Raw genomic sequence first — 26,839 nt, 5'->3', positions numbered from 1 at the left:
CGCTGACGAAGGCGTACCCGCAGCGGTACGTTGAGGAAGCGGAACGCAGCGAGGGACGCCGACGGCAAGCAGAATACGCCTAGCTATTCCCCAGGCAGACCACTGTGCCTTCAATGGCTGCTAGTTCCAACTAAGGCGCACCTGGAAGATCTCCGGCCAGAGCTTGCCGGTCAGGTAGAACGACCGGTCTTCGGGGTCGTAGGCGATGCCGTTGAGCACATCTATCCCATCGGTCGATCCGAGGCAATCGCGTAGCGATGATGCGTCGATGTGGCCGACGACCCTCCCGGTGCCGGGGTCGATGACCACGATCTCCTCGGTCTGCCACACGTTGGCGTAGACGAGATCCTCCACGCACTCCAGCTCGTTGATCCGCTGCACGGGCACACCGGCCCTCAGAACCTCCACCCCGCCCACGGGCTCGAAGGTCGTCCGGTCCCGGAAGGTCAGCCATGACGATCCGTCGCTCATGACCAGCCGGTCCTCCTGGGCGCACAACCCCCACCCCTCGCCCGCGTAGGAGTAGGTGCCCAGCGGGGCGAGCGTCTCCGCATCCCAGACGAACGCGGTCTCCTCTCTCCAGGTCAGCTGGATGAGACGATCCCCCACCAGCTCGAGCCCCTCGCCGAAGAACCCCTCCTCGAGGCTCCTGGAGCGGATCACGCGGCCGGTGGCGGGATCCACGATCCGCACGGTCGACTCGCCGTAGAGCCCGGTGCTCTCGTAGAAGACCCCGTCCCCCAGGACCAGACCCTGGGTGAAGGCCCGCGGGTCGTGGGGAAGCGTCTCGACGACAACCAGCTCGATGGATACCGGATCGGCCGGAACCCCCGATTCCACCGGCGCGGGCGGAGCGGTCGTGGTCGTGGACGCCGTGGTCGTCGAGGTCGTGATCGTGGAGGTCGTGATCGCGGCTGCGGGGGCAGCCGTTGCCGGCACGGTGGTTGCGGGAGAGGTGCTGCTCGTGGAGGCGGGACTTCCGGTGGGTGAGGCGCCGGCGCAGGACCAGAGGAGCAGGCACCCGAGCAGAGCCACCGCCGCCCGCCAGGTGGACCGTCTCCCCTGGTGCACGAGCGGCCCCTCCCCCCTCAGGGGCGGTGGGAACCGGCCGAGCGGAGCGCAGCCAGCAGGGGGATGGCCGCTATCTTCTCCTCGGTCAACTCCTCCCACCTCAGCCCGGGTGCGGGGCGCGGACCGTCACAGGCGATCACCCGATCAGGGGTGACGATCAGGTCGAGACGGAGGTCATGGCCCGCCATCGGGATCCGGTCGGTCTCCAGAACCTGGATCTCGTGAACGGTGGTAGCCACCAGAGTCTCCGGTCCGATGAGGCCCGCCTCCCAGGCCAGGGCGTACTCGAGATCGCTGAAGCCCCCGCCCTTCCCGAGCCGTGCGCCGGTCGGGTCCACGGCCACGCACCCGGTGATCACCATGTCAACCGGCGCCATGTCCGCGATCCGGACGGTGCGAGCCGAGCGGGAGGCGCCCTTGATGGATGACGCCGCCCTGGGAGGATCGGTCAGGCGATCGGGATCCAGGCAGTAGAACGGCTCGGGCTCGGCCAGCCGGGGTACCGCCATGAAGACCAGCTTGCCGTCCTCAAGTGCCCGCTGGCGGACCGGCCATTGGGGCGAGTCCGGGTTGGACTTCAGCGTGCCGGCCTCGCGCCAGGCCCGCGTACCGCGCAGCCGCTCGGCGGCCGCCTCGGCTCCCACAAAGTTGGAGATCCGGTTCCGAGCACCCGGAAACCGGGCTATCCCGGCGGTCGAGAGGCGGTCCCACGCCATCTCCCGCAGCGAAGCCTTGGCGGCGAGGAGGGTGGGGTCCCCTCCGGCATCACGATCGTGGCGGGCCGCGGTCCGTACCATCCCGGTCACGTTACCCTGCCCCGATCCCGCAAAACCGGCCCGACCGGCCCGCCCCCACCCCGGAAGGCTTCAACCCGATGACCCGACGGCTCATCGCCGGATCCATTGCCATCCTGCTCGTCGCCTCCTGCGGGGGAGCCGGCGCCCCGGACACGGACCGGGTCGAGTTGCTGGTGGCGGCGGCCGCTTCCCTCACCGACGCTTTCGGGGACATCGAGACGGCCTTCGAGGATGCGCACCCCGGCGTCGACGTGGTCCTGAACCTGGGAGGCAGCTCGCTCCTGAGAGAGCAGATCCTGGCGAATGCGCCGGTGGACGCCTTCGCTCCGGCAGACGTGGCCATCATGGAAGAGGTCCACGCCGCCGGCCTCGTCAGCGGCAGGGCACGCGTCTTCGCCCGCAACACCATGGCCATCGCCGTTCCCGCCGGGAACCCGGGCGGGGTGACCGGCCTCGACGACCTGGCCCGGCCTGAGCTGCTGGTGGGACTGTGCGCCGAGACGGTTCCCTGCGGCCGATTCACCCGCCAGGTCCTCCGGAGAGCCGGGGTCACGGCCCAACCCGACACCGAGGAGCCGAACGTGCGCGCCCTGCTCACCAAGGTCGAGCAGGGGGAGCTCGACACCGGGATCGTCTATGCCACCGATGTCCGGGAAGCGAACGGCGCGGTCGCCATCCCCATCCCTGAGGAGCACAACGTCACGACGGACTACCCGATCGCGATAATGTCCGCCACGTCCCACCCGGAAGCCGCGGCTGCGTTCGTCGCCTTCGTACTATCGGACGAGGGACGGACGCTCCTGAACCGGCACGGGTTCGACCTCCCCTGACCGTGCCGAGCAACCACCGGACCCGGGAAACGTGAATAATCAGGGTTGATGACTGAAGACGAGGACAGCATCCGGAAGGCCTCCCGCCTGAGTAGTGGCCGGTCCAGGACGGTCCACCGGCCGCGCCGGCCGCCCGCGTTCATCGCCATCCCCGCCATCATCGGGCTGGCTCTGTTCGCCCTGCCGGTGCTGGGGCTCCTGGGCCGCGCTCCATGGACGCGCCTGGCGACCCTGCTCGGCTCCGATCTGGCTCTGGAAGCCCTCCGGCTGTCGGCGATCTCCTCTGTCAGCGCCGCGGTCATCTCCTTGCTGCTCGGCGTGCCCGTGGCCTGGACGCTGTGCCGTTACGACTTCCCGGGGCGCTCCCTCCTGAGAGGCCTCGTGCTGCTTCCGATGGTCCTGCCGCCCGTGGTGGGAGGGGCGGCCCTGCTGTTCGCCCTGGGCCGCCGCGGCCTGGTGGGATCCCCCCTGTACGAGGCCACCGGGCTCGTCCTGCCGTTCTCGACCGGCGGGGTGATCCTGGCGGGGGTGTTCGTGGCGATGCCCCTGATGGTGCTCACCGTCGAAGGCGGGCTCCGGAGCCTGGATCACCGCTTCGAGCGGGCGGCCGAGACGCTCGGCGCCGGACGGTGGACCGTGCTCCGCAGGGTGACGATCCCCATGATCGCCCCTTCGGTCGTTGCCGGCACCGCCCTCACCTGGGCTCGCGCGCTCGGTGAGTTCGGAGCGACCCTGACCTTCGCCGGCAACCTCCAGGGACGTACGCAGACGCTGCCCCTGGCGGTATTCGTCGCCCTCGAGAGCGACCGGGAGGCGGCCCTGGCGCTCAGCCTGGTGATGGTGATCGTCTCGCTGGCAGTACTCGTCGCCCTCAGGGACCACTGGTGGCGCAGCAGATGAGACCGGGCCTCGACTCACGCCTGATGATGCGGCGGGAGGGCTTCCGTCTGGACGTGGCTCTGGGCATCGATCCCGGGCAAACGGTCGCCCTGCTGGGCCCGAACGGAGCGGGCAAGACGACCGTGGTGGGGGCGCTGTCAGGCCTGGTACCGCTCGACGGCGGCTACATACGGCTCGGTGACCGGGTCCTCGAGGATCCGGCCACCGGAACCCTCGTCGGACCGGCGGAGCGCCGGATCGGCGTCATGTTCCAGGACGGCGTGCTCTTCCCCCACCTGAGCGCGCTGGAGAACGTGGCGTTCGGGCTCCGCTCCCGCCGGGTGCCCCGCCGCGAGGCCCGCCGGCGCGCGGCCGGATGGCTGGAAGCGGTGGGCCTCGGCGCGCTCTCCGGCCGGCGTCCCGATCGCCTGTCGGGAGGCCAGCGGCAGCGCGTGGCCCTGGCCCGGGCGTTGATAACCGAACCCGCCATGCTGCTGCTGGACGAGCCGTTCTCCGCCCTCGACGTCAGCTCACGGGCCGGCCTGCGGCGGTTGCTCCAGGACCACCTGGCCGGCTTTCGGGGACCGAGCCTGCTGATCACCCACGACCCCACCGAGGCCTTCCTGATAGCTGACCGGCTGGTAGTGCTCGAGAACGGTTCGGTTGCCCAGGAGGGCAGCGCCGATCAGATCCGGCTGCGTCCCGCCAGCCCCTACGCGGCCGACCTGGCGGGGGTCAACCTGATGGTCGGGACCGCCTCGGGAAAGGTCCTGACCATCGGGACCCACCGGCTGGTGGTTCCCGAAGCGGCATCGGGCCGGGTTATCGCCACCATCCATCCGCGTGCCATCTCCATCCACGTCGACCGGCCGGGGGGAAGCCCGCGCAACTCCTGGCGGACCAGGATCGAGCGGATCGATCACCACGCCGACCGGGTCCGCGTCCAGACCGGTCACCCCCTGCCGGTCACCGCCGAGATCACCCCTGACGCCCAGACGGGCCTGAACCTGGCCCCCGGATCGGAGGTGTGGTTGTCGGTCAAGGCCACCGAGATACAGGTGAACGCGGGCTGACCATCTGACGAGCCCACTTTGCCCGAGGCTCCACCGGGCGTTTCGCTCCCGGCTCTCGGGCCGGATGGACATCTCTCTGTACGCTCCTAGCATCCTCCACCGACATGGATACGGTGGATCTCGTCGTCATCGGCGCCGGACCCGCAGGCGCCGCCACCGCCATCCGGGCCGCCCGCCAGGGCGTCAGGACGGTGGTCTTCGACCGCGCTCCCTACGGCCGCGACAAGGTGTGCGGCGACGGGCTCACCCCCCGGGCCGTCGGCGCCCTCGAAGAGCTGGGCATCGACCTCGGCGCCTTCCACCCCGTCGAAGGCCTGCGGATGATCGCCGGGAAGACCGAGCGGATGCTGCGCTGGCCCGAGACCAGCCGCTTCCCGGCTCGCGGAGCGGTCCTCCCCCGCCGCAAGCTGGACGCCGCCCTCGTGGACGCCGCCACCGAAGCGGGCGCCCGCGTGGTCTGGGATACCGAGGCCCTACCGGTTTTCGAGGGTGACGGAGTTGTGGGGGTCGAAGCCGGCGGGCGCCTCTGGCGGGCGGGAATGGTGGTGGCCGCCACCGGGGCGCCCGGCGCCGCCGCCCGGCTGCTGGGCGCCACCCGGGTGGCCGGCGAGCCCTACGGGGTGGCGATCCGCAGCTATGCGGCCTCCCCCCGTCACGCCGAGCGCTACATCGAAGCCTGCCTGACCATGCGCGACCCCGACGGCAACGCTGTGCCGGGATACGGCTGGATCTTCCCGGCCGGAGACGGGACGGTCAACATCGGCGCCGGGTCGTTGTCCACGATGAAGCACTTCAGCCGCCTCAACCTGAACTCCCTGCTCGACTCCTACCACGCGCAGGTGCAGGATGCCTGGGCGCTCGGGCCCTACCTGGAGCGCCCTCGGGCCTGGCGCCTTCCCATGAGTGCGGTCCGCAGGCACGGTCCGGGCTGGGTGGCCGTGGGCGACGCGGCCGGACTTGTCAACCCGATGAACGGCGAGGGCATCGACTACGGGCTGGAATCGGGCATCATCGCCGCCGACCTGTTCGTGGAGAACCCGGTCTCGGCTCCCGAGCGGTACGACCGGGTGGTGAGCGAACGCTTCGACGCCTTCCTGCGTACCGGTCGGCGGTTCTCCCTGCTGATCGGCCATCCCGCCATCCTCAACGCCGGATTGCGGGTGGCTGTCGGCACCCAGGCCATCGCACGCATCACCCTGCGGGTCATGGGCAACCTGGTGGATTCGGAGACCCCGGGCGCGGCGGGAAGGGTGCTGGGCGCCACCGACCGGATCCTGGCGCTGGCCGAGCCGCTGCTGAGGAGAACACGGGCCCGGGCGTAGTTGCTAGTTGCTAGTTGCTAGTTGCTAGTTATTTAGATATTTCAATGCGGGCCTAAGATAGGCATGCTCTGAATCTGGCCGGGATCCACCAACCAGAACCCGGAACGCCGGCCACTCGAAACCGGCCCGGCCACCCGGGTGGTCGGCGGCGAACCCGAGTCCGCTCTCCCCTGCCTCGGATACCGGGTAGTGGTATGGTCGAAGGCTCCCGGGGAGGGCGGAAGATGGCGGGAATCACATTCGACGCAGTCGGCAAGATCTACGGCGGCGAGACCCGTGCCATCGCGGACGTGTCCATAGACATCGCCGACGGCGAGTTCGTGGTGCTGGTGGGACCGTCCGGCTGCGGCAAGTCCACCCTGTTGCGGATGGTGGCCGGCCTCGAGGACATAACCGAGGGCAAGATCATGATCGGCGACCGCGTCGTCAACGATGTGGCTCCGAAGGATCGGGACATCGCCATGGTCTTCCAGAACTACGCCCTCTACCCCCACATGACGGTGCGGGACAACATGGCCTTCGGTCTGAAGCTGAGAAAGACCCCCAAGAAGGAGATCGAGGAACGGGTCGGCGAGGCGGCCCGCATCCTCGAGATCACCGACTACCTGGACCGCAAGCCCAAGGCCCTTTCCGGCGGCCAGCGGCAGCGGGTGGCCATGGGCCGGGCCATCGTGAGGGAACCGGCCGCGTTCCTGATGGACGAGCCCCTCTCCAACCTGGACGCCAAGCTGCGGGTGCAGATGCGCTCGGAACTCGGCCTCCTGCACTCCCGCCTCGGCACCACCACCCTCTACGTCACTCACGACCAGGTGGAGGCCATGACCATGGGTGACCGGGTGGCGGTCCTGAAGGCGATCACGGACACCGAGTCCAACCTCCAGCAGATAGCGGCTCCGCGAGAACTCTATGACCGCCCCCGCAACCTGTTCGTGGCCGGCTTCATCGGCTCGCCCGCCATGAACTTCGTCTACGCGACCGTAGGCGCCGACGGGACCGGCGCCACGCTCGGCTTCGGCGGCCACAGCCTGGCCGTGGACTCCGGCACCCTTCCCGACGGATTGGCGCAGCGGTCCGGACGCGAGATCGTGGTCGGGGTGCGACCTGAGGCCTTCGAGATCAGGTCGGCGGCCGGCGCCGGCGGCAGCGCCATGACCGTCACCGCTTCTCTCGTGGAACAACTCGGCTCCGAGGCCTACGTGCACTTCGCGGTGCCGGTCCGGCCGGTGGTCACCGCCGACATCGAGGCCCTGCTGGCCGAGGAGGGTACGGATGCCGGCGCGCTGGGTGACGAGACCAAGTTCACGGCCCGGATCAACCCCGACCACGCCCCCCGCGTCGGCCAGTCCACCGATCTGGTGGTCGACACCACCAAGCTGCATTTCTTCGATCCGGAAACGGGCGACGCCCTGTAAGGGGGAGGCATCCCCCGCCGGCTAGCCGGAGCCCCCCTACTACCGGATACTCCAGTGCCCGCGCGCGGGTGATGGGTGACGCCCAGCCGGGATCATTAGCGTTTTCCCCGGCGCGCTGCGGGTGCTTGCACTAACCTGGAAAAGAGGTCAGGTAGAGCATCGACCTGACTCTGAAGGGAGGAGAAATGGCCCAAACGGGACTTGACAATTACTTCAAGGTCTCCGAACGCGGATCTACGGTAAGCACCGAGGTCCGGGCAGGAGTCACCACTTTCCTGGTAATGGCCTACATCCTGTTCGTCAACGCCGACATTCTCGGTGCCACCGGTCTCGATCCGGTCGCGGTAGCAGCCGGAACGGCCCTGGTGGCCGGGATCCTATCCATCGCCATGGGGGTGATCGCCAACCATCCGATTGCGCTGGCTGCAGGGCTCGGAATCAACGCGGCCGTAGCATTCGGCCTGGTGCTGACCGACGGGCTCACTGCGGAAGGCGCCATGGGCGTGATCCTGTGGGAGGGCATCCTCGTCACCATCCTGGTCGTGCTCGGCCTGCGGGAGGCGGTGATGGCCGCCATCCCCGACAGCCTGAAGTACTCCATCGGGGTGGGCATCGGCCTGTTCATCCTCTTCATCGGCCTGGTCAACGGGGGCCTGGTACGGCAGGGCGGAGCCATCGTGGAGTTCGTGTTCCCGAACTCGTACGCCGCCGGCACCACCCTTGTGGGGGTCCTGATCGCCCTGGTGCTGATGGCCCGAAAGGTGAAGGGTGCGATGATCATCACGATCGTCCTCACCACCATCGTGGCGTTGATCCTGAACGTGATCGACCTACCCTCCAACCTCTCGGCCAGCGTCAGCTTCTCGACCATCGGCGCCGTCGACATGGGGAACGTGTTCGCTGAGATGGGCGCGCTAGCGGCCATTCTCACGATCTTCACCTTCATGCTGACCGACTTCTTCGACACGATGGGAACCGCCACTGCGGTCTCCGAGCAAGCCGGGCTGACCAAGGACGGCAAGATTCCCAAGCTCCGCGAGCTGCTTCTGGTGGACTCCCTGGGCGCAGCACTCGGTGGACTGTGCGGGGTCAGCTCCAACACCAGCTACATCGAGAGCTCTGCGGGCGTAGCCGAGGGAGGAAGGACCGGCCTGACGTCGGTGGTCACCGGCGTGCTGTTCCTGATCGCCATCATCCTGTCGCCTCTGGCACTGCTGGTGCCCAGCCAGGCCACGGCTCCGGTCCTGATCCTGATCGGGTTCCTGATGGTGGGTCTGTTGAAGCACATCGACTTCACCGATCTCGAAGAAGGACTACCGGCGTTGCTGGCAGTGATCCTGATGCCGCTGACCTACTCGATCACGGTGGGGATCGCGGCAGGGTTCTTGACGCACACCCTGATCAAGATCGTGAAGGGCAAGGCCGCCCAGGTCCATGTCCTGATGTGGATCGTCTCGGCTGCGTGCCTGATCTACTTCCTCCAGGACTGGCTCGGCGCCTACCTCTGATCCGCCAACCTATGACTCCGGAGAGGGCGCCATCCGGCGCCCTCTCCCCGTTCCCGGGGGTCGGGTCATGACAGATATGGAAAGGTTCGTCCGGGGGCTGCCGAAGTCGGAGCTCCATATCCATATCGAGGGCACCCTCGAGGCGCGGATGATGTTCGACCTGGCCCGACGCAACGGGGTGGCCCTGCCGTACAACTCGATCGAGGAGGTCGAGGCGGCCTACGCGTTCGCAGATCTTCAGTCCTTCCTCGACATCTACTACGAGGCCGCCGCGGTGCTTCGGACGGAGGAAGACTTCGCCGACCTGATGTCCGCCTATCTGGCCCGGGCGGCGGCGGACGGGGTGCGCCACGCCGAGATCTTCTTCGACCCGCAGACCCACACCGAACGGGGCATCGACATCGGGACGGTGATCCGGGGATTCGTGAGCGCCCAGGAAGACGCCGCACCGGACATCACCTCCACGCTGATCCTGTGCTTCCTCCGGCACCTCCCCGCCGAGGCAGCCGTCGAGACGCTGGATGCGGCCCGGCCCTACCTCGAGTACATCCAGGGCGTGGGCCTCGACTCGGGTGAGAAGGGCAACCCGCCGGAACTGTTCGCCGAGCCGTACCGCATGGCGGTCGAGGCCGGGCTCATCCCGGTCGCCCACGCCGGTGAGGAAGGTCCGGCCGGATACATCCGCTCGACCCTGGACGTCCTCGGCGCCCGGAGGATCGACCACGGGGTAAGGGCCTGTGACGACCCGGACCTGGTGGATCGTCTCGCCCGCGAGCAGGTGCCTCTCACCATCTGTCCGTTGTCCAACCAACGGCTCCAAGTCTTCCCCGACCTCCGCCTGCACCCCCTCAAACGCTTCATGGACGCGGGGGTGCTGGTCACGGTGAACTCGGACGATCCGGCCTACTTCGGCGGCTACGTGGGCGACAACTACCTCGCAATCGCCGATGCCCTCGGGTTGACCCGGGCTGAAATGGTCCGGCTGGCGAGGAACTCCATCGAGGCAACCTTCCTCCCGGACGACCGCAAGGCCACTCTCCAGGATGAGATCACCGCCTACGTCGGCTCGTATCCGGCCCGTCCTTGATGACGGGCGAGTGGTACCACTATCCTTAACCGGCCTGCCACGCCCGTCTAGGCGAATGTTTCCATGGCGGGCTCGGTCCGGCGGTCGCCCGCCCCATCCGTGTCTCCGAGGAGTTGCCATGTCAAAGGTCATCCTGCGCGCCGAAACCGGCCGTGAAATCGGTACGAGAAGGTCCCGGAGGTTGCGGCACCGCGGCATGGTGCCCGCCACTCTCTACGGCCAGGGTTCCGAGGCCCGTTCGATCGCGGTGAGTGCCCGCGATCTCCGCTCGGCGTTGGCCACGGAGGCCGGACTCAACGCGGTGATCAACCTTCAGATCGGAGAGGAGACCCACACCTCGCTCGCCCGCCAACTCCAGCGCCACCCCACCAAGGGAGACATCATCCACCTGGACTTCCTCAAGATATCCCTCACCGACGAGGTCGAAGCCGTGGTGGCCATCGAGTTGGTCGGGGATCCGGCCGCCATCCGGGAGGGAGGAGGCATCCTCGAGACGATCGCCAACACGATCACCGTGCGGGCGCTCGTAACAGCCATCCCGGAGTCGATACAGGCCGACATTACGCAGCTGGGGGTCGGCGACACGCTTCGCGTATCGGACCTTCCCACCATCAGCGAGGTCGAATACCTAGACGACCCGGACCGACCGATCCTGGTGGTCAGCCTTCCCGCCATCGCCCAGACCGAAGAGGAGGCCGAGGAGGAAGAGGAGGACCTCGCGCTGGCCGGCGAGGATGGAGACGGTACGGAGACCGGGTCCGAACAGGAGGCCTGATCCCGGGGTCAGCTGCTCGTACCGACGTGAGCGACAGCAATGCCGGTGATCGTGGGGCTCCATAACCCCGAGCCTGCCTACTCCGGCACGCGCCACAATATCGGGGCCGAGGTGGTGGCCCTCCTGGCGCAGCGCTCGGACGCCCGGCTGCGACGGGGACCGCGCCGGGTCCGGTGCCGGGTGGCCCGGGTGCGCATCGGAGCCGATCCCGCGTTGCTGGCCCTACCGAGCGCTTCGATGAACGTCACCGGGCCAACCGTCCGGGCGTTACTCAGCTACTACAAGGTGCCGCCACAGGATCTGCTGGTCATCCATGACGACATCGACCTGCCCTTCGGCCGGCTCAGGCTCCGGTCGGGCCACGGCCACGGCGGCCACAACGGAGTGCGTTCGGTAGTCGGATCGCTGGGAACCACCGACTTCTGGCGTCTCAAGCTCGGCCTCGGGCGTCCGCCCGGACGGATGGATCCGGCCGACTACGTTCTGAGCCGGTTCTCGGCGGCGGAACGAGAGGAAGTCGACCATATGGTGGCCGACGCCGCGGACGTGGTGGAAAGGTTCATGACCGATCCCGAAAGAGCCATGGAACTCGCCGGCGGCAGGCGCCCATGACCCGCATGCTCGTACCGGCCATTCCCGCCTCTCCCGCCGGGCCGAGGAGGTAGTCACATGCCGCGATTGGTCGGCGCCATCGACCAGGGCACCACGAGCACCCGCTTCATGGTCTTCGATCACGACGGTGCGGTAGTGGCGTCCGCGCAGGAGGAGTTCGAGCAGATCTATCCCCGGCCCGGCTGGGTGGAGCACGACCCGGCGGTGATCCTCACCACCGTGGAGAGCGTGGTGACTCGGGCCCTCTCCCAGGCGGGCCTGGCGGCCCGGGATCTGGTGGCGGTCGGGATCACCAACCAACGGGAGACCACGGTAGTCTGGGACCGCTCCACGGGCGCTCCCCTGGCCAACGCCATCGTCTGGCAGGACACCAGGACGTCCCGGCTCTGCCGGGAACTGGAGGGTGGCCACGGCATGGACCGTTTCCGGCCCGTGACAGGCCTCCCGCTCGCCACCTACTTCAGCGGCCCCAAGGCCACCTGGCTGCTCGATCACGTGGACGGGCTGGCGGAACGGGCCGCTTCGGGGCGGGCGGCGATGGGAACCATCGACTCGTGGCTGCTATGGAACCTCACCGGCGGTACCGCGGGCGGGCGGCACGTCACCGACGTCTCCAACGCCTCCCGGACCATGCTGATGGACCTCGACACCCTGACCTGGAGCGACGAGCTGCTCGCCGCCATGAGGATCCCGCGCGCCATGATGGCCGAGATCGTTCCTTCCATCGGCAGGGTGGGGCTGGGAACCGGAGTCCTCGAGGGGGTTCCAATCTCGGCCGTCCTGGGCGACCAGCACGCCGCCCTGTTCGGCCAGACGTGCTTCCTCCCGGGCGAGGCCAAGAACACCTACGGGACGGGCTGCTTCCTGCTGATGAACACCGGCGGCGCGATGGTCCCCTCGACCCACGGACTGCTCACCACTATCGGGTACCAGATCGCCGGGGAAGCACCTGTTTACGCCCTCGAGGGCTCCGTCGCGATCGCCGGAGCGGTGGTGCAGTGGCTGCGCGACAACCTCGGCATGATCTCGACCGCGGGCGAGGTGGAGACCCTGGCCGCCTCGGTGGAGGACAACGGCGACGTGTACTTCGTGCCCGCCTTCTCGGGCCTGTTCGCGCCGCACTGGCGCTCGGACGCCCGAGGGGTGATCACCGGCCTGACCCGATTCTCCACCCGGTCGCACATAGCCCGCGCCGCCCTAGAGGCGGTGGCCTACCAGACCCGGGAGGTGCTGGAGGCGATGCAGACCGACTCGGGCGTGACGCTCAAGGAACTCCGGGTCGACGGGGGCATGGTGGTCAACAACCTGCTGATGCAGTTCCAGGCCGACATCCTGGACGTTCCGGTGGTGCGTCCCGGAATGGACGAGACCACCGTTCTCGGTGCCGCCTACGGAGCCGGGCTGGCCGAGGGGTTCTGGCGTGATCTCGACGATCTGCGGTCCCGGTGGCGGGAAGCCAACCGGTGGTCACCCGGCATGGCCACTGCCGACCGGGAGATGCTGTACGCCAGATGGCGCCAGGCGCTGGAACGCTCGCTGGATTGGGCGGGTTAGTGGTCTGTCGCCCGGTGTAGTGTTGCCGCGGGGAGGTAGTCCTATTTCGATCCCTGACCTGCTCGCGCTCTTCCGGGTTCTGTGCGTTCCCGCCATCATCGGCCTGGTGCTCGCCACCGAGCACACCAGCGGTCGGTACCTCTTCGGTATAGCCACGGTGCTCGTCATCTGCGCCGGTCTCAGCGACGCCCTCGACGGCTACATCGCCCGGCGCCAGGGCATCTCCTCCACCGTCGGCGCCTTCCTCGACACCACCGCCGACAAGATCCTGGTGAGCGGCGTGCTGATCGCCCTGGTTTCGGTGGACCGGGCCTCGGTGTGGGTCACGGTCATCATCATGACCCGCGAGTTCGTGGTGATGGCGATCCGGAGCCTGGTCGCCATCGACGGAACTCTCGTTCCGGCGTCGGTGGCCGGCAAGACCAAGGCCGCCGTCCAGTTCTTCGCGCTCGGGTTCGCGATGATGCGATTCCCGGACCCGTGGGGACCGCTCTACTTCGACGAATACTGGATGTGGCTCGCCGGCGCGGTGACGATCGCGTCGGGCTGGGACTATGCCGTCAAGTTCCTGGACGCGATCCGCCAGGCCGGACGAACCGCGGATTCGTGACCGTCCTGGTCACCGGTGGCACCGGAGTGGTTGGGCAGCCGGTGATCCGCCGGCTGGTGGAATCCGGCCGGGAGGTGAGGGGTCTGGCTCGCTCGGAGAAGGCGGCGTCGGTTCTGGCCGGCCTGGGAGCCGTACCGTCGGCCGGCGACATCGAGGACCCCGATTCCCTGGTCCGGGCCATGTCGGGTTGCGAGGTGGTGTACGACATCGCCGGGCTGGTGTCCTTCTGCCCCGCTGATCCGGCCGCCCTGTACCGGATCAACGTCGAGGGCACCCGCAACGTGGTACGGGCTGCCCGCCGGGCCGGGGTCAGGCGCCTGATCCACACCTCTTCGGTGGTAGCTCTGGGAGAGAAGCCGGGAACCGTGGGGGACGAGTCCACCCGGCACACCGGCCGCTACGCCAGCCACTACGCCCGGTCCAAGCACCAGGGCGAGCTGGTGGCGATGGCCGAGGCGGGGGACATGGAGGTGGTAGTCGTCAACCCTTCCTCCGTCCAGGGTGCCGGCCGGACAAGCGGCACAGGGGCTCTGCTGGTCCAGGCGGTGAACGGAAAGCTCAGGTTCCTGGTGGACACCCCCATCTCGATCGTCGACACCGAGGACTGCGCCCGTGGCCACATCGCCGCCGAGCGGTTGGGAGTGGCCGGCCGCCGCTACGTGCTGAGCGGATTCACCATCACCCTCCGCCAGCTCTCGGACCTCATCAGCTCGCTGACCGGTCGTAGCTACACGATCAGGTTCCTGCCCAGGCCCCTGCTCGTACCGCTGGGCCCGCTGGCCGACCTCATCGGGCGGCGGGTTCGGTCGGTTCCCATCTGCCGGGAAACCGTGCACCTGATGCGCTACGGCGCCAGTTACGACGGTTCGCGGGCCACCCGGGAGCTGGGATTGGAGTATCGATCCGCCCGCGAGACGTTCGCCGGAGCGCTCGACTCGTTCCGGAAGGCCGGCCTCACCGACGCCTGAACCGACCCGTTCACCGGCCCGCCACGCCTCCCAGGGCCGGGTACGATGGTCGGTCGTGCGGGCACCTCTCTCCCCTTTGCTGGATCGCTGGCGCCACGACCGCCTACCCCGACCCCCCGACCGGTTGGTGGTGCCGGTGGCGGCCCGTGCCATCACGGTGGCCGGGCTGGCCGGATCGGCCAGGGGGCCGGTAGTGGTGGTGGTGCCATCCGATCCGGAAGCCGAAACCCTCGCCTCCGACCTCCGGCTGTTCACTGACGACGTGGCACTGTTCCCATCCTGGGAGACCCTGCCCTTCGAGCATGTCTCCCCCAACCTGTCCACCATGGCCTCGCGGTCGGAGGTCCGGGACCGCCTGTCGGGCGGTCCTCGCGGCTTGGTGGTGGTCGCTTCGGTCCGATCCGTTATCCAGCGGGTCAGCCGGTGCTCCACCGACCCGGTGGTGGTGAGGTCGGGGACCGAGGTGGCGTTCGAGCCCTTGGTCAACCGCCTCGACGCCTACGGCTACACCCGTACCGATCGGGTCGAGGCGCGGGGCGAGTTCGCCGTCCGGGGCGGCATCCTCGACGTATTCCCGGCCCAGGCCGCACAACCCGTCCGGCTCGACTTCTGGGGTGATCAGGTCGACGAGATCCGGGTGTTCTCGATCGGGTCCCAGCGCTCCACCGACTCGGTGGACGAGCTACGGGCCTACCCGGCACGGGAGCTGCGTCCCGACCCCCAGGTTCGGGAGACAGCACGGGACCTCTACCACCGCCTCCCTTGGGCGGCCTCGATATGGGATCGCTTCGCGCAGGGACTCCGGTTCGCTGGGATGGAGTCCTGGCTCCCGTGGCTGGCCCCGGCCCGCTGCTTCCTGGACGAGATCCCGCCCCTCGCCACCACCGTCCTGCTCGACCCGGTCCGGATCGGAGCCCGGGCCACCGACCTGGCCGAGGAGGAACAGGACCTCGCCGAGGCGCTCGCCGGGACCTGGGGCGAGAGCTTCCCGGTCGACCAGGAGCGTCCGGCCCTGTTCCTCGACTTCGACAGCTCTCTTCCCGCCGGCGTGCTGGAGTGCCCTCCCCTGGCCGCTTCGCCGGCCGACCGGGGCATCACGGTGGGCCCCTGGGAGGCTCAGCCGGGTGATCGGGAATCGGTCACCGCCGGGCTGCTGCGACTGCGTCTGGCCGGTACGGATGTGGTCCTGGCCATGGACGGCGCCCCGGCCGCCAACCGGGTGGCGGACGTCCTGAGGGAGAACGGCCTAGACCTGCCGGTGATCGAGCGGCTGACCGGACCGGTCCGCTCGGGAATACTCGCCGAGGGCATCCACACCGGAGTAGTACTTCCATCCCTCAAGCTGGCCGTGCTGGGCGAGCGGGAGATACTGGGTCGCCGCCGAGCCCACCGCCGACCCGTCACCCGCCGCCGGACGTCTTCCGGATACGAAGACCTCGAGCCCGGCGACTACGTGGTCCATCGCCACCACGGCATCGGACGCTTCGACGGGCTGATCAGCCGGACCATCGCCGGGGTGGAGCGAGACTACCTCCTGATCGTCTACGCCAAGGATGACCGCCTGTACGTACCCACCGACCAGCTGGCTGCGGTTCGCAAGTACACGGGCGGGGAATCCCCCCGTCTCAGCCGGATGGGAGGACGCGACTGGGCGGCCACCCGGAGCAAGGTCCGGCGGGAAGCGTCGGTCCTGGCCGAGCACGTGGTGGCGGTCCACCGGGCCCGCGCGGCGGCCAAGGGCCACGCCTTCGAGCCCGACACGCCCTGGCAGCGCGAGATTGAGGCCGCCTTCCCCTTCGAGGAGACCGCCGACCAGCTGACCGCCATCGAGGACGTGAAGAGGGACATGGAGTCCCCGCTCCCCATGGACCGCCTCATCTTCGGCGACGTTGGCTTCGGCAAGACCGAGGTCGCCCTGCGGGCCGCCTTCAAGGCGGTGGCCGACGGGTACCAGGTTGCCATGCTGTGCCCCACCACTCTCCTCGTCCAGCAGCACTTCCAGACCTTCTCGGAGCGCTTCGCCGCCTACCCCCTCCGGGTCGAGATGCTGAGCCGTTTCCTCACCGCTGCGCAGGCGCGCCGGGTGGTGCACGGCCTCGAGAGCGGCCAGGTGGACATCGTGATCGGAACCCACGGGCTGCTGTCCGACCGGGTGAGGTTCCGCAAGCTGGGCCTGCTGGTGGTGGACGAGGAGCATCGCTTCGGCGTCAAGGCCAAGGACCGTATCAAGGCCATGAAGACGGCCGTGGACGTGGTCACGCTCACCGCCACCCCCATTCCCCGCACGTTGGAGATGGCCCTCACCGGGATCCGGGACGTGAGCCACATCCGCACCCCACCCGAGGACCGGCACCCGATCCTCACCTTCGTCGGACCCTATGACCGCAGGGTGGTGTCGGCGGCGATCCGCCGGGAGATGCTCCGCGACGGGCAGGTCTTCTACGTCCACAACCGGGTGCGCTCGATCGACCACGCCGTGGCCCGGCTCCGGGAGTTGGTACCCAATGCCCGCTACGGCGTCGCCCACGGCCGGATGAACGAAGGGACCCTCGAGCAGATGATGCTCGACTTCTGGGACCACCGCTACGACGTGCTGGTCGCCACCACCATCATCGAGTCGGGGCTCGACCTGCCCCAGGTCAACACCCTGATCGTGGAGCGGGCCGACCAGCTGGGCCTGGCCCAGCTCCACCAGCTCCGGGGCCGGGTGGGACGATCGGGAAGGCGGGCCTACGCCTACCTGTTCCATCCGGAGACCACGCTTTCGGAGACCGCCTACCGCCGCCTGGAAGCCGTTGGCGAATCCAGCGATCTCGGATCAGGGCTCCAACTCGCGCTGCGCGACCTGGAGATCCGGGGAGCGGGCTCGATCCTGGGCGAGGTGCAGTCGGGCCATATCGCGGCGGTGGGCTTCGATATGTACGTGGAGCTGGTCTCGGAGGCGGTCGCCGAGAGGATGGGCACCGAGCCCGCCACCGAGTCCATCAAGGAAGTCCGGATCGATCTGCCGGTCGACGCGCATCTACCCGAGGACTACGTATCCGACCAGCATGCCAGGCTCGAGGCGTACCGCACCCTGGCGGTGGCCGTGTCCCAGGAGGACGTGGCCGACGTGGCGCTGGAATGGCGCGACCGCTACGGCCCTCTCCCCGATGAGGCGGAGCGGTTGCTCGATATGGCCCGCCTGCGGGTCGAGGCCATCAGGGTGGGGATCGACGAGATCGTCCAACTCCGCAGGGAGGTTCGCCTCGGGCCGGTTCGCCTCAGCCAGTCACAGGAGATCCGGCTCGACCGCCTGGCGCCCGAAGCCATCCTGAACGCCACCGGGGAGAAGCTGTTCATACCCCTACCCGGGTATGTGGATGCCCTGCCCTTCCTGCTGGCCTTCCTGACGAAAATGTGGCCCCCGCCCGCCGATACCGAAGATTGACCCGGCCGGGATGCCCCGGTCCCCAGGTCCTCGAGAGGCGCGGGTCCGGCCGGGGTGCAGCGGTCGGCCGGTAATCGTGCCGAGAATCAGGGCTACCATCGCTACCCGGACTCCATGGGCGCCGGAACCGGATTGCGTCCGTAGGAAGGAGACAAGGTTGCGTAGCCTCATCACCGTACGCCGGGGAAGCCGGTCCCGTCCGGCCCTCGTCGCGCTCGCGTCGTTGACGGCGGTTCTCCTCGTAGCGTGCGGGAGCACCGGCGAAGTGGCCACGGTTGAAGGCGAATCGATCACCTTCGACGAGGTGGCTGTCCTGATCCCCGATGAGGGCGACACGGTTGACGTCAACCGCTTCGCCAACTCGCTGATGCTGGTGGTGGCCGACCGGGTGATGTCCTCGCAGGCAGAGGAAGAGTTCGGCGTGGTCCGGACCGATCAGCTCGTCGACGCCAAGCTTGGAGAATTGCTCATGCAGACGGGCCTCACCCCTGAGCAGATCTACGAGAACTACGGCCTCACCGAGGCCTCGCTCCGTCTCATCGCAGCCCAGGAAGTTACCGCCGACCAGGTGTCGGCCGAGCTCGTGGCCGACGCCGGTCCTCCCACCGAAGACGAGCTGATGGCGATCTACGAGGCGTCGCTCGGCGAACTCAGCCAGGTCTGCTCGGCCCACATCCTCGTCGCGACCGAGGAGGAAGGCATCGCCACCTACGACCGCGCAGTAGCCGGCGAGGACTTCGCGGCGCTGGCGATGGAGCTGTCAACCGGCCCCAGCGGCCCCAACGGGGGCGATCTGGGGTGCTCCTCCCCCAGTTCCTACGTGGAGGAGTTCGCCGCCGCGACGCTCAAGGCGGAGGTGGGCGTCCCGTTCGGACCGGTCCAGACCACCTTCGGTTGGCACGTGATCCTGGTGAACGAGCGGACCGTTCCCGCATTCGAGGATGTCCGGGACGGGTTGGCGGAGGACCTGAGGCTGTCGGATGGCAACCGCCGATGGGTGGATTGGCTGACCCGCGTCCTGACGGAAGCGGAGGTCGTGGTGGAGCCCGAGTACGGGACATGGAGTACCGAGCCGAGCCCCAACATCATCCCGCCGGAATCCTGAGCGAAGTCCTGATCGTCGCCGGCCTCGGGCCGGGAGACCTCTCCCGGACTCCCGCCGGGGTCAGGGAGGCATTGCTCGATCCCGATCGCCGGGTGATCCTCCGCACCGGAGAGCACCCGGCTGCCGCCGAGCTGGCGCGGAGCCAGAAGGTGACCACCTGTGACGACCTCTACGAGGCCGGCGAGACGTTCGACGAGGTGTACGAGGCCATCGTGTCGAGGGTGCTGGCGGCGGCGGAGATGGGCCCCGTGATCTACGCGACGCCGGGGAGCCCGCTCTACGGGGAACGCACCGTCGCCGAACTGAGGGAGCGCTGCCGGGCGGCGGGCCGACCCGTCGAATTGCTACATGCCCCGTCGTTCCTCGACGAGGTGTTCTCCGCCCTCCAGATGGACCCCACCGAGCGGGGCTTCACGGTGCTGGACGGCCGGGACCTGCCGGATCCACTGATGCTCGACCTGCCGACGGTGGTGTTCCAGGTCGACACCGGACCGGTGCTCGACGATGCGCTGCGCCGGCTCGGACGCACCCTCCCCGACGGCACCCCGGTGACCGTGCTGTCAGACCTCGGCACCAAGAAGGCCCTAATACGCACCTATCCGATCGGGGAAGTCCCCACCGAAGCGGCTAATGCGCGCACCAGCCTGTTCCTCGAACCTCCCGAGACCGGTCTGGTCGGGGCCATCCGGGCGATGCGGCGGCTGAGGACGGAGTGTCCATGGGACCGGCGGCAGACCCACGACTCTCTCACCCCATACGCCGTGGAGGAGACCTTCGAGCTGCTGGAGGCCATCGGTCGCCTCCCTCCCGGCGCGCCCGACGGGGACGAGGTCGACTACGTGGCCTACCACGATGTGGAGGAGGAACTGGGCGATGTCCTCCTACAGGTCATCTTCCACTCCAACCTGGCCTCGGAGACGGGAGCGTTCGATGTCGAGGACGTGGCCGAGACCCTCCGGCGCAAGCTGGTGCGCCGCCATCCCCACGTGTTCGGCACCCTCGAGGTCCAGGATGCCGAGGAAGTGATCGCCAACTGGGTGGAGATCAAGGCGGGCGAGAAGCACCGTGAATCGCTGATGGACGGCGTGCCTGGCAATCTCCCCGGACTGGACCGGGCGGTCAAGCTCCAGAAGCGAGCCGCCCGGGTGGGATTCGACTGGCCTGACGCCCGTTCGGTGGTAGGCGACGTGGAGGAGGAGATCGCCGAGTTGGTCGAGGTGATAGACCAGGCCGAGGAGGCCCGACCGGAGGAGGCCGACCACGAGCTGGGCGACGTGCTGTTCGCGGTGGCCAACCTGGCCCGCCACCTCGGTGTGCCACCGGAACTGGCGCTCCGCAAGGCCGTCAACCGGTTCGAGAGCCGTTTCCGCCGCATGGAGGAACTAGACGACCTAGCCGCCGCCGACCTGGACCGCCTCGACGCCCTATGGGAGCAGGCCAAGCGAGAGGAACATAGCTAGTTGCTAGTTGCTAGTTGCTAGTTGCTAGTTGCTAGTTGTTATTATCTACTAGCAACTACAGGACTAAGACCGCGCGGGCGGTCGGACTGGGGCGGCTTTGGGACTTCGGCTTCGGGGGGAAAGACGGGGGTCAGGGTGGGGCTCGGTTGATCTTGGCGAGGGCCCGGAGTGCGGCGAGCGTGTAGGGATCGGGCGGGGGTGGCCGGTAGCCGCAGGTCCTGCGCTCGGGCAGCAGCCGCCTCCGGCGCGGTGGGGATTGGGGGTCGATCCGCATGCCTCGGCGATGGACAGCCACGTGGTGGTGCCACCAACACAGGGTGGTGAGGTTCTCGGGAGAGTGATCACCGCCTCTGGATCGTTCGAGAATGTGGTGGACCTCCAGCCGGTAGGTGGAGCTGCACCCGTCGATGGTGCATCCATCGTCGCGGACGAGGACAGCCCGCCGCAGACCGGGCCGTATAGTCGAGGTGGATCCGTGACGGTTGATGTCCTGTCCGGTCACCGTGATGTTCTCGATGCGGCCCGAACATTGGATGAGGCCCACGGTTCCGGGACCGACCCGGCCTCCGGCCAGGACGGAGACGCCTTGCTCGAAGCCCGACGCTTCGGCAATGGGATTGTTGGCCACGACCATGAGCAGGGGTTCGCGCCGGCTGCGAGGCGATGGGGTGCCGGGTTCTGCCACCGGCGCGACCTTGGGGTGCTGGTCCAGTTCGTCCTGGCAGAGCGTGGTGAGGGCTAGCGCCCTACGCTGCCCGGCGTCGGGCCGCTCCTCGCCGGCCGGGACCAGCTCTTCGCCCCTGCGGTTGAGGGCCTCTCGGCAAATCTCGGCCTCGAACGATCCAAGGCGGCCGTTCATCCGGACGTGGGAGCCATCCAGGGAGGGCTGGAACGCTACGTACTGACCCTCGAAGATCCGCCGCTCGTCCTCGCGGGTCATCTTCCGCATCTGCTGGACGACACGCCCGACCGAGTCGAGGTCCAGGTCCCGGGTCCGGGCAACCTCCTCTGCGGATGCTCCGGCTTCCCGCAGGCGGGTCTCCTCCAGAACGCGGACGTAGGAAACCTCGCCCCGGCGTATCCGTTCGATATGGCTGTCGTCCAAACGCTGGGCCAGGTACACCATGTCACGGGCGGTGGAGCGATGGACATCCATCCGTGACGCCACGAGATCAACCGGGTTGCCGTAGCCGAGCCGCACCGCGCTGTTGCGCCTGAGCAGGCTCTTGACCCAACCCAGCTGGCCACCTCTGGCCCGGCTGACTACGGCCTGCTCCCGGACCAACGCAGCCTCGGCCTTGGCGTCCTCGACATCGGGAGGTAGATGGCCGCGGTCCTCGACCATGTGGCGGGCCCGGTCATAGGCGTCCTGCCGCTCCTTCTGGTAGCGGGTCATGAACATGCCGGGATACGAGTCCCGGACGTCGGCGGTGACCGTGGGGCTTGCTTGGGCCGAGTCGGCCTCCGGGTAGTCGAGCAGGTAATCGAACATATGTTCGTATCATACACCATGGGTGTGACATAAACCAGCTGCAACCATGCTAAGAAGCATGTAGCAGTGGCTTCCTCCCGCGATTCCGTTGTAGAGGCGGCGCCAGCCATAGATGCACGGAGTTGGCGGCTCATCGTGATAAGTTAACGAGCCAGTTCCGAGGGAGCATCGGTGGCCACGACCATCACTACGGTCCGTGCTAGGCAGATTCTTGACTCACGCGGCAATCCGACCGTAGAGGCCGAGGTGGGCCTCGCCGGTGGCGCCGTGGGTCGGGCCGCCGTACCCTCCGGCGCCTCCACCGGGACCCTCGAGGCGGTCGAGCTTCGGGACGGAGGTGCTCCCTACGCCGGAAAGGGCGTGGCCCGAGCCGTATCGAACGTCAACGACATCCTGGGACCGGCGGTCATCGGACACGACGCCACCGAGCAGCCGCTCATCGACCAGGTCATGATCGATCTCGACGCCACCACCAACAAGGGTCGGATGGGCGCCAACGCCATCCTCGCGGTGTCGCTCGCCTGCGCCCGCGCCGCCGCAACCCAGGTGGACATGCCCCTGTTCCGCTATCTGGGCGGCCCTTCCGCCCAGGATCTACCCGTTCCCCTGCTCAACGTGCTCAACGGAGGCGCCCACGCCGCCAACCCGCTGGATGTCCAGGAGTTCATGGTGGTCCCGGCCGGACTGGCCTCGTTCTCCGCCGCTCTCCGAGCCGGGGTGGAGGTCTACCAGACGCTCAAGAAGGTCCTGTCCGATCGGGGCTTGAGCACCAACGTGGGCGACGAGGGAGGGTTCGCGCCCAACCTGTCCGGCAGCAGGGAAGCTCTGGACCTGCTGATGACCTCCATCGAACGGGCCGGGTACCGGCCGGGCGAGGAGATCGCGCTGGCTCTCGACGTGGCCGCCACCGAGTTCCACCGGGACGGCGCCTACCAGTTGGAGGGGCGTTCCCTGGACGCGACCGGCATGGTCGACTTCTACGAGGAACTGGTGGACACCTACCCGATCGTGTCCATCGAGGACGGCCTGTCCGAGGACGACTGGGAGGGCTGGCGCCTGCTCACCGAGCGGCTGGGGAGCCGTTGCCAGCTGGTCGGGGACGATATCTTCGTCACCAACCGCCTGATCCTGCGCCAGGGGATCGACCTGGGCGTGGCGAACGCCGTTCTCGTCAAGGTCAACCAGATCGGGTCGCTCTCCGAGACCCTCCACACCATGGAGATAGCCCAGGGCGCCGGCTACGGAAGGGTGGTCTCTCACCGCTCCGGCGAGACCGAGGACACCTTCATCGCCCACCTGGCCGTGGCCACCAATGCCGGACAGATCAAGACCGGAGCCCCGGCCCGCTCGGAAAGAACCGCCAAGTACAACGAACTGCTCCGGATCGAGGAGCGGCTGGGGAGCCAGGCTCGCTACCCGGGCCTGTCGCTATACGGAGGCGGCTGACGGTGGAGGCCCGCCAGCGCCGCAGCGTCCTCCTTCCCCTGATAATGCTGGGGATAGTGCTGGTTGCGGCGGTGGACGTGTTCCCGATACGCCAGTTGGTGGCGCTGAACGGTGAGGCCGCGGATCTCCGCGTGCAACTGGCCGAGATCCAGGAGCAAAACGCTCAGTTGGAGCGGGAGGTCGAGCTGCTGCCCTCCCCCACCGAGATCGAGCGCATCGCCCGAGCCGACTTCGGTTACGTGAATCCCGGAGAGACCAGCTACGTGGTCATCATGAGCGACCAACCAGTTGACCACGAGCCTTCGCAGAGCGGGTCGAGCGAGGCGGTGCCCGAGTCCGGCGGGTTCTGGGAGGCGCTCTGGGACTTCCTCACCGGTCGCGACATGAGCAATGGATGAGCGTCAGGTCGTAGCGGTACAGATCGGCCGGCCCTCGAGAGCCGAGATCACGACCCTCTCCCGTTGCCACCTCGACCTCCCGGTCGTCGTCCGGGTGCCTCCGGTACTGGAGGACGGCACGCCCTTCCCGACCCTGTACTGGTTGACGTGCCCCCTGGCCGTGAAGCGGATCAGCCGTCTCGAGAGCGGCGGCGGGGTCAAGGCGCTGGACCGGCGGGCAGACCGGGTCGCTGCCTTCGGCGCCGCGCTGGATGCGGCCCACGCCCGTTACGCCACCCAGCGGGACGCCCTGCTGCCGGAGAATGCGGAGCCGATACCCCGCGGAGGAGTAGCGGGCGCCACCAGCGGGGTCAAGTGCCTGCATGCCCACTACGCGGACACCCGAGCCGGCAACGCCAATCCGGTAGGTGACCTGGTGTCTCCCTGGGTAGAGCCGCTCGACTGCCCGGTCCCCTGCGTGATGGAAACCGACGGCCAGGCCGCCAGGAACTCCGCCTGGGTCGAGCCCCGCTGAGATCACCGGCGGGGTGCCCGCCCCAGCCGGCGGATCGGTGCGAGAATGACGGCCGGGAGTGCGCACGGATAGGCTGGAGCGAGGCGCTGGGGACCAGGAACGTTCTCGGCGGCCCTCGTGCCCGCCCACTCCCTCCTGGCCCGGGTGACGGAACGGTAGACGTGGCGGACTTAAACTCCGCTGCCCCTAAGGGGCGTGTGGGTTCGAATCCCACCCCGGGCACTTGGTTCCCTAGTGGTTCTGTTGGTTTCTGATTGTTTCAGAACCACTCAAAGCACCAGGTCACAGGTATTGCCTGAAAACTTCCACCCACCGAGTCACGTGCGTTGGCGCGGCGTCGGTTGTTCCTTGACAACCCGTCCGGTGCCGGGTAGTTTCAATCTGATGTGGGACACATAGTGGGATACAAAGGAGAGGGAATTGCCCAAACTCACCGCAGCGTTCGTACGATCAGTCACCAAACCAGGCAAATACGGTGACCAACACGGCCTCATCCTCCGAGTACAGCCCACCGGATCCAAACAATGGATATGGCGCGGAACCATCGGCGGCCGCCGACAAGACCTCGGCCTCGGCGGCTACCCCTATGTGAGCTTGTCCGAAGCACGCGCCAAAGCCTTCGAATACAAGAGAACAGCCAGAGCGGGCGGCGACCCCACCAGACTCCACCCAGACCAGATCCCCACATTCCGGGCGGCTGCGGAAGCCGTGATCGCCCTACACGCCGGCAAATGGAAACCAGGCGGAAAATCCGAAGCCCAATGGCGTTCCAGCCTCGCCACCTACGTCACACCACTGATCGGTACCAAACGGGTACACGAGATCACCACCGCAGACGTGATGGCATGCCTCGTGCCGATCTGGACCACCAAACCAGAAACAGCCAAACGAGTACGTCAACGGATCAGCGCGATCATGAAATGGGCCATCGCCGAAGGCCACCGATCTGACAACCCCGCCGCCGACGCCGTCACAGCAGCACTACCCAAACAGAACAGCGTCGGCAGGAAACATCACCGCGCGCTGCCACACCACCAAGTCGCCGACGCGTTGGCCACAGTCCGCCAGTCCGCACACCCGCTGATGGTACGCCTCGCGTTCGAGTTCCTAATACTCACAGCAGCACGCTCAACAGAAGTAAGAGGCGCCACCTGGTCCGAGATCAACCTCAACACAGCCACCTGGACAATCCCAGCCCAAAGGATGAAAGCCGCCCGCCAACACAGAGTACCCCTATCCGAAAAAGCCATCGAGGTACTAGCCGAAGCCCGCCGCCACTCCGATGGCAGCCCCTGGATATTCCCCACCAAAACCGGCGAGCAGATCCCATCATGGGTCCTCACCAAACTACCCACACGCCTCAACCTCGAAGGCACCCTCCACGGCATGCGCAGCACATTCCGAGACTGGTGCGGCGAACAAGGCATCGCCCGCGAAGTAGCAGAAGGCTCCCTAGCACACCGCATCGGCAACGCCGCCGAACAAGCATACGCACGCAGCGACCTCCTCCAACGCCGCCGCCAACTCATGGAAACCTGGGCACAATACACCAACCCCAAGTAAATCGATCAACGCTCGGTGACACTCCCCTAAAGGCGGAGGAACTTCAACTCTGACCGACGCAGGGGCACAGGTCAACGTCAACAGGCGGCGTGTACCAGACGATCTCCCCGTCGGGTGATTGACTCCTCCTGATGTGACGATAAGGGGGTTTGCAGGAGTGGACGGAATGGCAGGTCTCGGCTCCCATCCCGGGGAAGTCGCCGCGTCTTGGCCTAGGCCGCGGGCCACGCTGCTACGGCTCGGCCTGTCGTGGTTCTGGGGAGCACGAGTAGGTCCATTTCTCCGGGTTTCGCGGCCCGGTCGCCGTATAGCGAAGTCTGGGTGGGTCGGCGGAACGGGGCCGGGGTCACATCTACGTCTCGGCCGCTAGCGATCTCGGCGAGAATCGGGAGGACCACGTTGAACGTTCGCTCGCGGGCGTCGCAGCGCACCAGCCACGCGGCGTCGGGGTGGGCTCTCTGTGCCGTTGCTGAGAACACGCGGCGCAGCATTGTCCGGTACGCGACGATGTCGACGTACTTCTGCTTGGTATCCCACTTTGGCAGTGCGGGGCCCTCTCCGATTGCCCACAGCCTCAGCCAGCTGTCGGCTCGGTAGTCGGTGACCGCGCTGTACGGGGGTGATGTCACAATTAGCCGGGCGGGCTTGGCCGCAGGTGCCATGTCGGTGGCGGAGTCGCCGAGGGACACGGTCACGCCGGGGCTGTGGGACCTTTCGGGGATCCCTTTGCGGTAGCGCCAGTCGACTCTGGCGTTGAGGAAGCTGACGGGCTCGACTTCGGGCGGCGTCTCGTAGCCGTTGTCCTTCCACCAGCGCACGCAGTAGCCCGGCGACATGGCCCGGCAGTGTCGCATCTGGTTCGAGAGTCCCTGGGGGATGCGGGGGCCTGGCCGGTTGGAGCATCGCCGACGGCGCTGGGACGAGAACGGCTTC

The 26,839-nt window shown here is 67.8% G+C and carries 23 protein-coding genes and 1 tRNA gene; 20 read left to right on the top strand and 4 right to left on the bottom strand.

Going from position 1 to position 26,839, the window contains the following annotated elements:
- Positions 1-120: 120 nt before the first annotated feature.
- Together OXM57_00385 and OXM57_00380 are read right to left on the bottom strand one after the other, a co-directional pair.
- Positions 121-1,071, bottom strand: coding sequence for a glutaminyl-peptide cyclotransferase (locus OXM57_00385; GenBank protein MDE0351139.1), 951 nt, complete (start codon positions 1,069-1,071; stop codon positions 121-123).
- A gap of 17 nt (positions 1,072-1,088) precedes the next feature.
- Positions 1,089-1,868 carry a 5-formyltetrahydrofolate cyclo-ligase gene (locus OXM57_00380; GenBank protein MDE0351138.1) on the bottom strand — a complete coding sequence of 260 codons (780 nt, stop codon included), beginning with the start codon at positions 1,866-1,868 and terminating at the stop codon, positions 1,089-1,091.
- Positions 1,869-1,945: 77 nt separating this feature from the next.
- Between OXM57_00380 and modA the strand changes: the two genes are divergently transcribed.
- The 15 genes from modA to mazG all read left to right on the top strand — a co-directional run bounded on the left by modA (position 1,946) and on the right by mazG (position 20,493).
- Entirely contained in the window at positions 1,946-2,698 is a 753-nt protein-coding gene (modA, locus tag OXM57_00375) for a molybdate ABC transporter substrate-binding protein (protein MDE0351137.1), read from the top strand.
- 48 nt (positions 2,699-2,746) lie between these two features.
- Positions 2,747-3,598 (top strand): ABC transporter permease, encoded by an 852-nt coding sequence (locus tag OXM57_00370; GenBank protein MDE0351136.1) that lies wholly within the window; start codon positions 2,747-2,749, stop codon positions 3,596-3,598.
- On the top strand, positions 3,595-4,650 hold the full coding sequence (locus tag OXM57_00365; GenBank protein MDE0351135.1) for an ATP-binding cassette domain-containing protein: 1,056 nt from the start codon (positions 3,595-3,597) through the stop codon (positions 4,648-4,650). Before OXM57_00370 ends, OXM57_00365 begins: the two co-directional genes overlap by 4 nt.
- 104 nt (positions 4,651-4,754) lie before the next feature.
- Positions 4,755-5,972 (top strand): NAD(P)/FAD-dependent oxidoreductase, encoded by a 1,218-nt coding sequence (locus tag OXM57_00360; GenBank protein MDE0351134.1) that lies wholly within the window; start codon positions 4,755-4,757, stop codon positions 5,970-5,972.
- Positions 5,973-6,196: 224 nt separating this feature from the next.
- Positions 6,197-7,384, top strand: coding sequence for a sn-glycerol-3-phosphate ABC transporter ATP-binding protein UgpC (gene ugpC, locus OXM57_00355; protein MDE0351133.1), 1,188 nt, complete (start codon positions 6,197-6,199; stop codon positions 7,382-7,384).
- A gap of 185 nt (positions 7,385-7,569) precedes the next feature.
- Positions 7,570-8,892: an NCS2 family permease gene (locus OXM57_00350; protein ID MDE0351132.1), complete on the top strand. Its 1,323-nt coding sequence runs from the start codon at positions 7,570-7,572 to the stop codon at positions 8,890-8,892.
- Positions 8,893-8,968: 76 nt separating this feature from the next.
- Positions 8,969-9,979, top strand: a complete 1,011-nt coding sequence (locus OXM57_00345) for an adenosine deaminase (GenBank protein MDE0351131.1) — start codon at positions 8,969-8,971, stop codon at positions 9,977-9,979.
- A gap of 118 nt (positions 9,980-10,097) precedes the next feature.
- Positions 10,098-10,754: a 50S ribosomal protein L25 gene (locus tag OXM57_00340; protein ID MDE0351130.1), complete on the top strand. Its 657-nt coding sequence runs from the start codon at positions 10,098-10,100 to the stop codon at positions 10,752-10,754.
- 39 nt (positions 10,755-10,793) lie between these two features.
- A complete protein-coding gene (gene pth / locus OXM57_00335) occupies positions 10,794-11,366 on the top strand; it encodes an aminoacyl-tRNA hydrolase (protein MDE0351129.1) in 573 nt (190 codons plus the stop codon).
- Between the two features lie 57 nt (positions 11,367-11,423).
- Positions 11,424-12,920, top strand: a complete 1,497-nt coding sequence (gene glpK, locus OXM57_00330; GenBank protein MDE0351128.1) for a glycerol kinase GlpK — start codon at positions 11,424-11,426, stop codon at positions 12,918-12,920.
- Positions 12,921-12,942: 22 nt separating this feature from the next.
- Positions 12,943-13,530, top strand: coding sequence for a CDP-diacylglycerol--glycerol-3-phosphate 3-phosphatidyltransferase (gene pgsA, locus OXM57_00325; GenBank protein MDE0351127.1), 588 nt, complete (start codon positions 12,943-12,945; stop codon positions 13,528-13,530).
- A complete protein-coding gene (locus OXM57_00320; GenBank protein ID MDE0351126.1) occupies positions 13,527-14,498 on the top strand; it encodes an NAD-dependent epimerase/dehydratase family protein in 972 nt (323 codons plus the stop codon). Before pgsA ends, OXM57_00320 begins: the two co-directional genes overlap by 4 nt.
- 55 nt (positions 14,499-14,553) lie before the next feature.
- Positions 14,554-17,928: a transcription-repair coupling factor gene (gene mfd, locus OXM57_00315; GenBank protein MDE0351125.1), complete on the top strand. Its 3,375-nt coding sequence runs from the start codon at positions 14,554-14,556 to the stop codon at positions 17,926-17,928.
- A gap of 157 nt (positions 17,929-18,085) precedes the next feature.
- Positions 18,086-19,033 carry a peptidylprolyl isomerase gene (locus OXM57_00310; protein MDE0351124.1) on the top strand — a complete coding sequence of 316 codons (948 nt, stop codon included), beginning with the start codon at positions 18,086-18,088 and terminating at the stop codon, positions 19,031-19,033.
- Entirely contained in the window at positions 18,988-20,493 is a 1,506-nt protein-coding gene (gene mazG, locus OXM57_00305) for a nucleoside triphosphate pyrophosphohydrolase (protein MDE0351123.1), read from the top strand. The genes OXM57_00310 and mazG overlap by 46 nt, the downstream gene beginning before the upstream one ends.
- 130 nt (positions 20,494-20,623) lie before the next feature.
- Here mazG and OXM57_00300 read toward each other — a convergent pair whose 3' ends face one another.
- Entirely contained in the window at positions 20,624-21,985 is a 1,362-nt protein-coding gene (locus tag OXM57_00300) for an HNH endonuclease signature motif containing protein (GenBank protein ID MDE0351122.1), read from the bottom strand.
- A 171-nt stretch (positions 21,986-22,156) separates the two neighbouring features.
- On the opposite strand from OXM57_00300, the gene eno reads away from it, so the two are divergent.
- The 5 genes from eno to OXM57_00275 all read left to right on the top strand — a co-directional run bounded on the left by eno (position 22,157) and on the right by OXM57_00275 (position 25,906).
- A complete protein-coding gene (gene eno, locus OXM57_00295; protein ID MDE0351121.1) occupies positions 22,157-23,431 on the top strand; it encodes a phosphopyruvate hydratase in 1,275 nt (424 codons plus the stop codon).
- Positions 23,432-23,433: 2 nt separating this feature from the next.
- On the top strand, positions 23,434-23,829 hold the full coding sequence (locus OXM57_00290) for a septum formation initiator family protein (protein ID MDE0351120.1): 396 nt from the start codon (positions 23,434-23,436) through the stop codon (positions 23,827-23,829).
- A complete protein-coding gene (locus OXM57_00285; GenBank protein ID MDE0351119.1) occupies positions 23,822-24,343 on the top strand; it encodes a DUF501 domain-containing protein in 522 nt (173 codons plus the stop codon). The genes OXM57_00290 and OXM57_00285 overlap by 8 nt, the downstream gene beginning before the upstream one ends.
- 138 nt (positions 24,344-24,481) lie before the next feature.
- Positions 24,482-24,565: transfer RNA gene (locus OXM57_00280), tRNA-Leu, on the top strand.
- A 198-nt stretch (positions 24,566-24,763) separates the two neighbouring features.
- On the top strand, positions 24,764-25,906 hold the full coding sequence (locus OXM57_00275; protein ID MDE0351118.1) for an integrase arm-type DNA-binding domain-containing protein: 1,143 nt from the start codon (positions 24,764-24,766) through the stop codon (positions 25,904-25,906).
- Positions 25,907-26,118: 212 nt separating this feature from the next.
- On the opposite strand, the gene OXM57_00270 is transcribed toward OXM57_00275, so the two are convergent.
- Positions 26,119-26,839 (bottom strand): hypothetical protein (locus OXM57_00270; protein ID MDE0351117.1); only part of this gene is annotated, 721 nt, incomplete at its 5' end.

It is taken from the genome of bacterium (assembly GCA_028820935.1).
Classification (GTDB): Bacteria; Actinomycetota; Acidimicrobiia; order Spongiisociales; family Spongiisociaceae; genus Spongiisocius.
Note: the sequence above shows the minus strand (reverse complement) of the source record. Positions and strands in the feature narration are given on the sequence as shown.

Excerpts from the sequence above, each read along its gene's own strand:
- OXM57_00380 (MDE0351138.1), bottom strand. The coding sequence starts at position 1,868 with ATGGTACGGACCGCGGCCCGCCACGATCGTGATGCCGGAGGGGACCCC.
- modA (MDE0351137.1), top strand. The coding sequence starts at position 1,946 with ATGACCCGACGGCTCATCGCCGGATCCATTGCCATCCTGCTCGTCGCC.
- OXM57_00370 (MDE0351136.1), top strand. The coding sequence starts at position 2,747 with ATGACTGAAGACGAGGACAGCATCCGGAAGGCCTCCCGCCTGAGTAGT.
- OXM57_00365 (MDE0351135.1), top strand. The coding sequence starts at position 3,595 with ATGAGACCGGGCCTCGACTCACGCCTGATGATGCGGCGGGAGGGCTTC.
- OXM57_00360 (MDE0351134.1), top strand. The coding sequence starts at position 4,755 with ATGGATACGGTGGATCTCGTCGTCATCGGCGCCGGACCCGCAGGCGCC.
- ugpC (MDE0351133.1), top strand. The coding sequence starts at position 6,197 with ATGGCGGGAATCACATTCGACGCAGTCGGCAAGATCTACGGCGGCGAG.
- OXM57_00350 (MDE0351132.1), top strand. The coding sequence starts at position 7,570 with ATGGCCCAAACGGGACTTGACAATTACTTCAAGGTCTCCGAACGCGGA.
- OXM57_00345 (MDE0351131.1), top strand. The coding sequence starts at position 8,969 with ATGGAAAGGTTCGTCCGGGGGCTGCCGAAGTCGGAGCTCCATATCCAT.
- OXM57_00340 (MDE0351130.1), top strand. The coding sequence starts at position 10,098 with ATGTCAAAGGTCATCCTGCGCGCCGAAACCGGCCGTGAAATCGGTACG.
- pth (MDE0351129.1), top strand. The coding sequence starts at position 10,794 with ATGCCGGTGATCGTGGGGCTCCATAACCCCGAGCCTGCCTACTCCGGC.
- glpK (MDE0351128.1), top strand. The coding sequence starts at position 11,424 with ATGCCGCGATTGGTCGGCGCCATCGACCAGGGCACCACGAGCACCCGC.
- mazG (MDE0351123.1), top strand. The coding sequence starts at position 18,988 with ATGGAGTACCGAGCCGAGCCCCAACATCATCCCGCCGGAATCCTGAGC.
- OXM57_00300 (MDE0351122.1), bottom strand. The coding sequence starts at position 21,985 with ATGTTCGATTACCTGCTCGACTACCCGGAGGCCGACTCGGCCCAAGCA.
- OXM57_00285 (MDE0351119.1), top strand. The coding sequence starts at position 23,822 with ATGGATGAGCGTCAGGTCGTAGCGGTACAGATCGGCCGGCCCTCGAGA.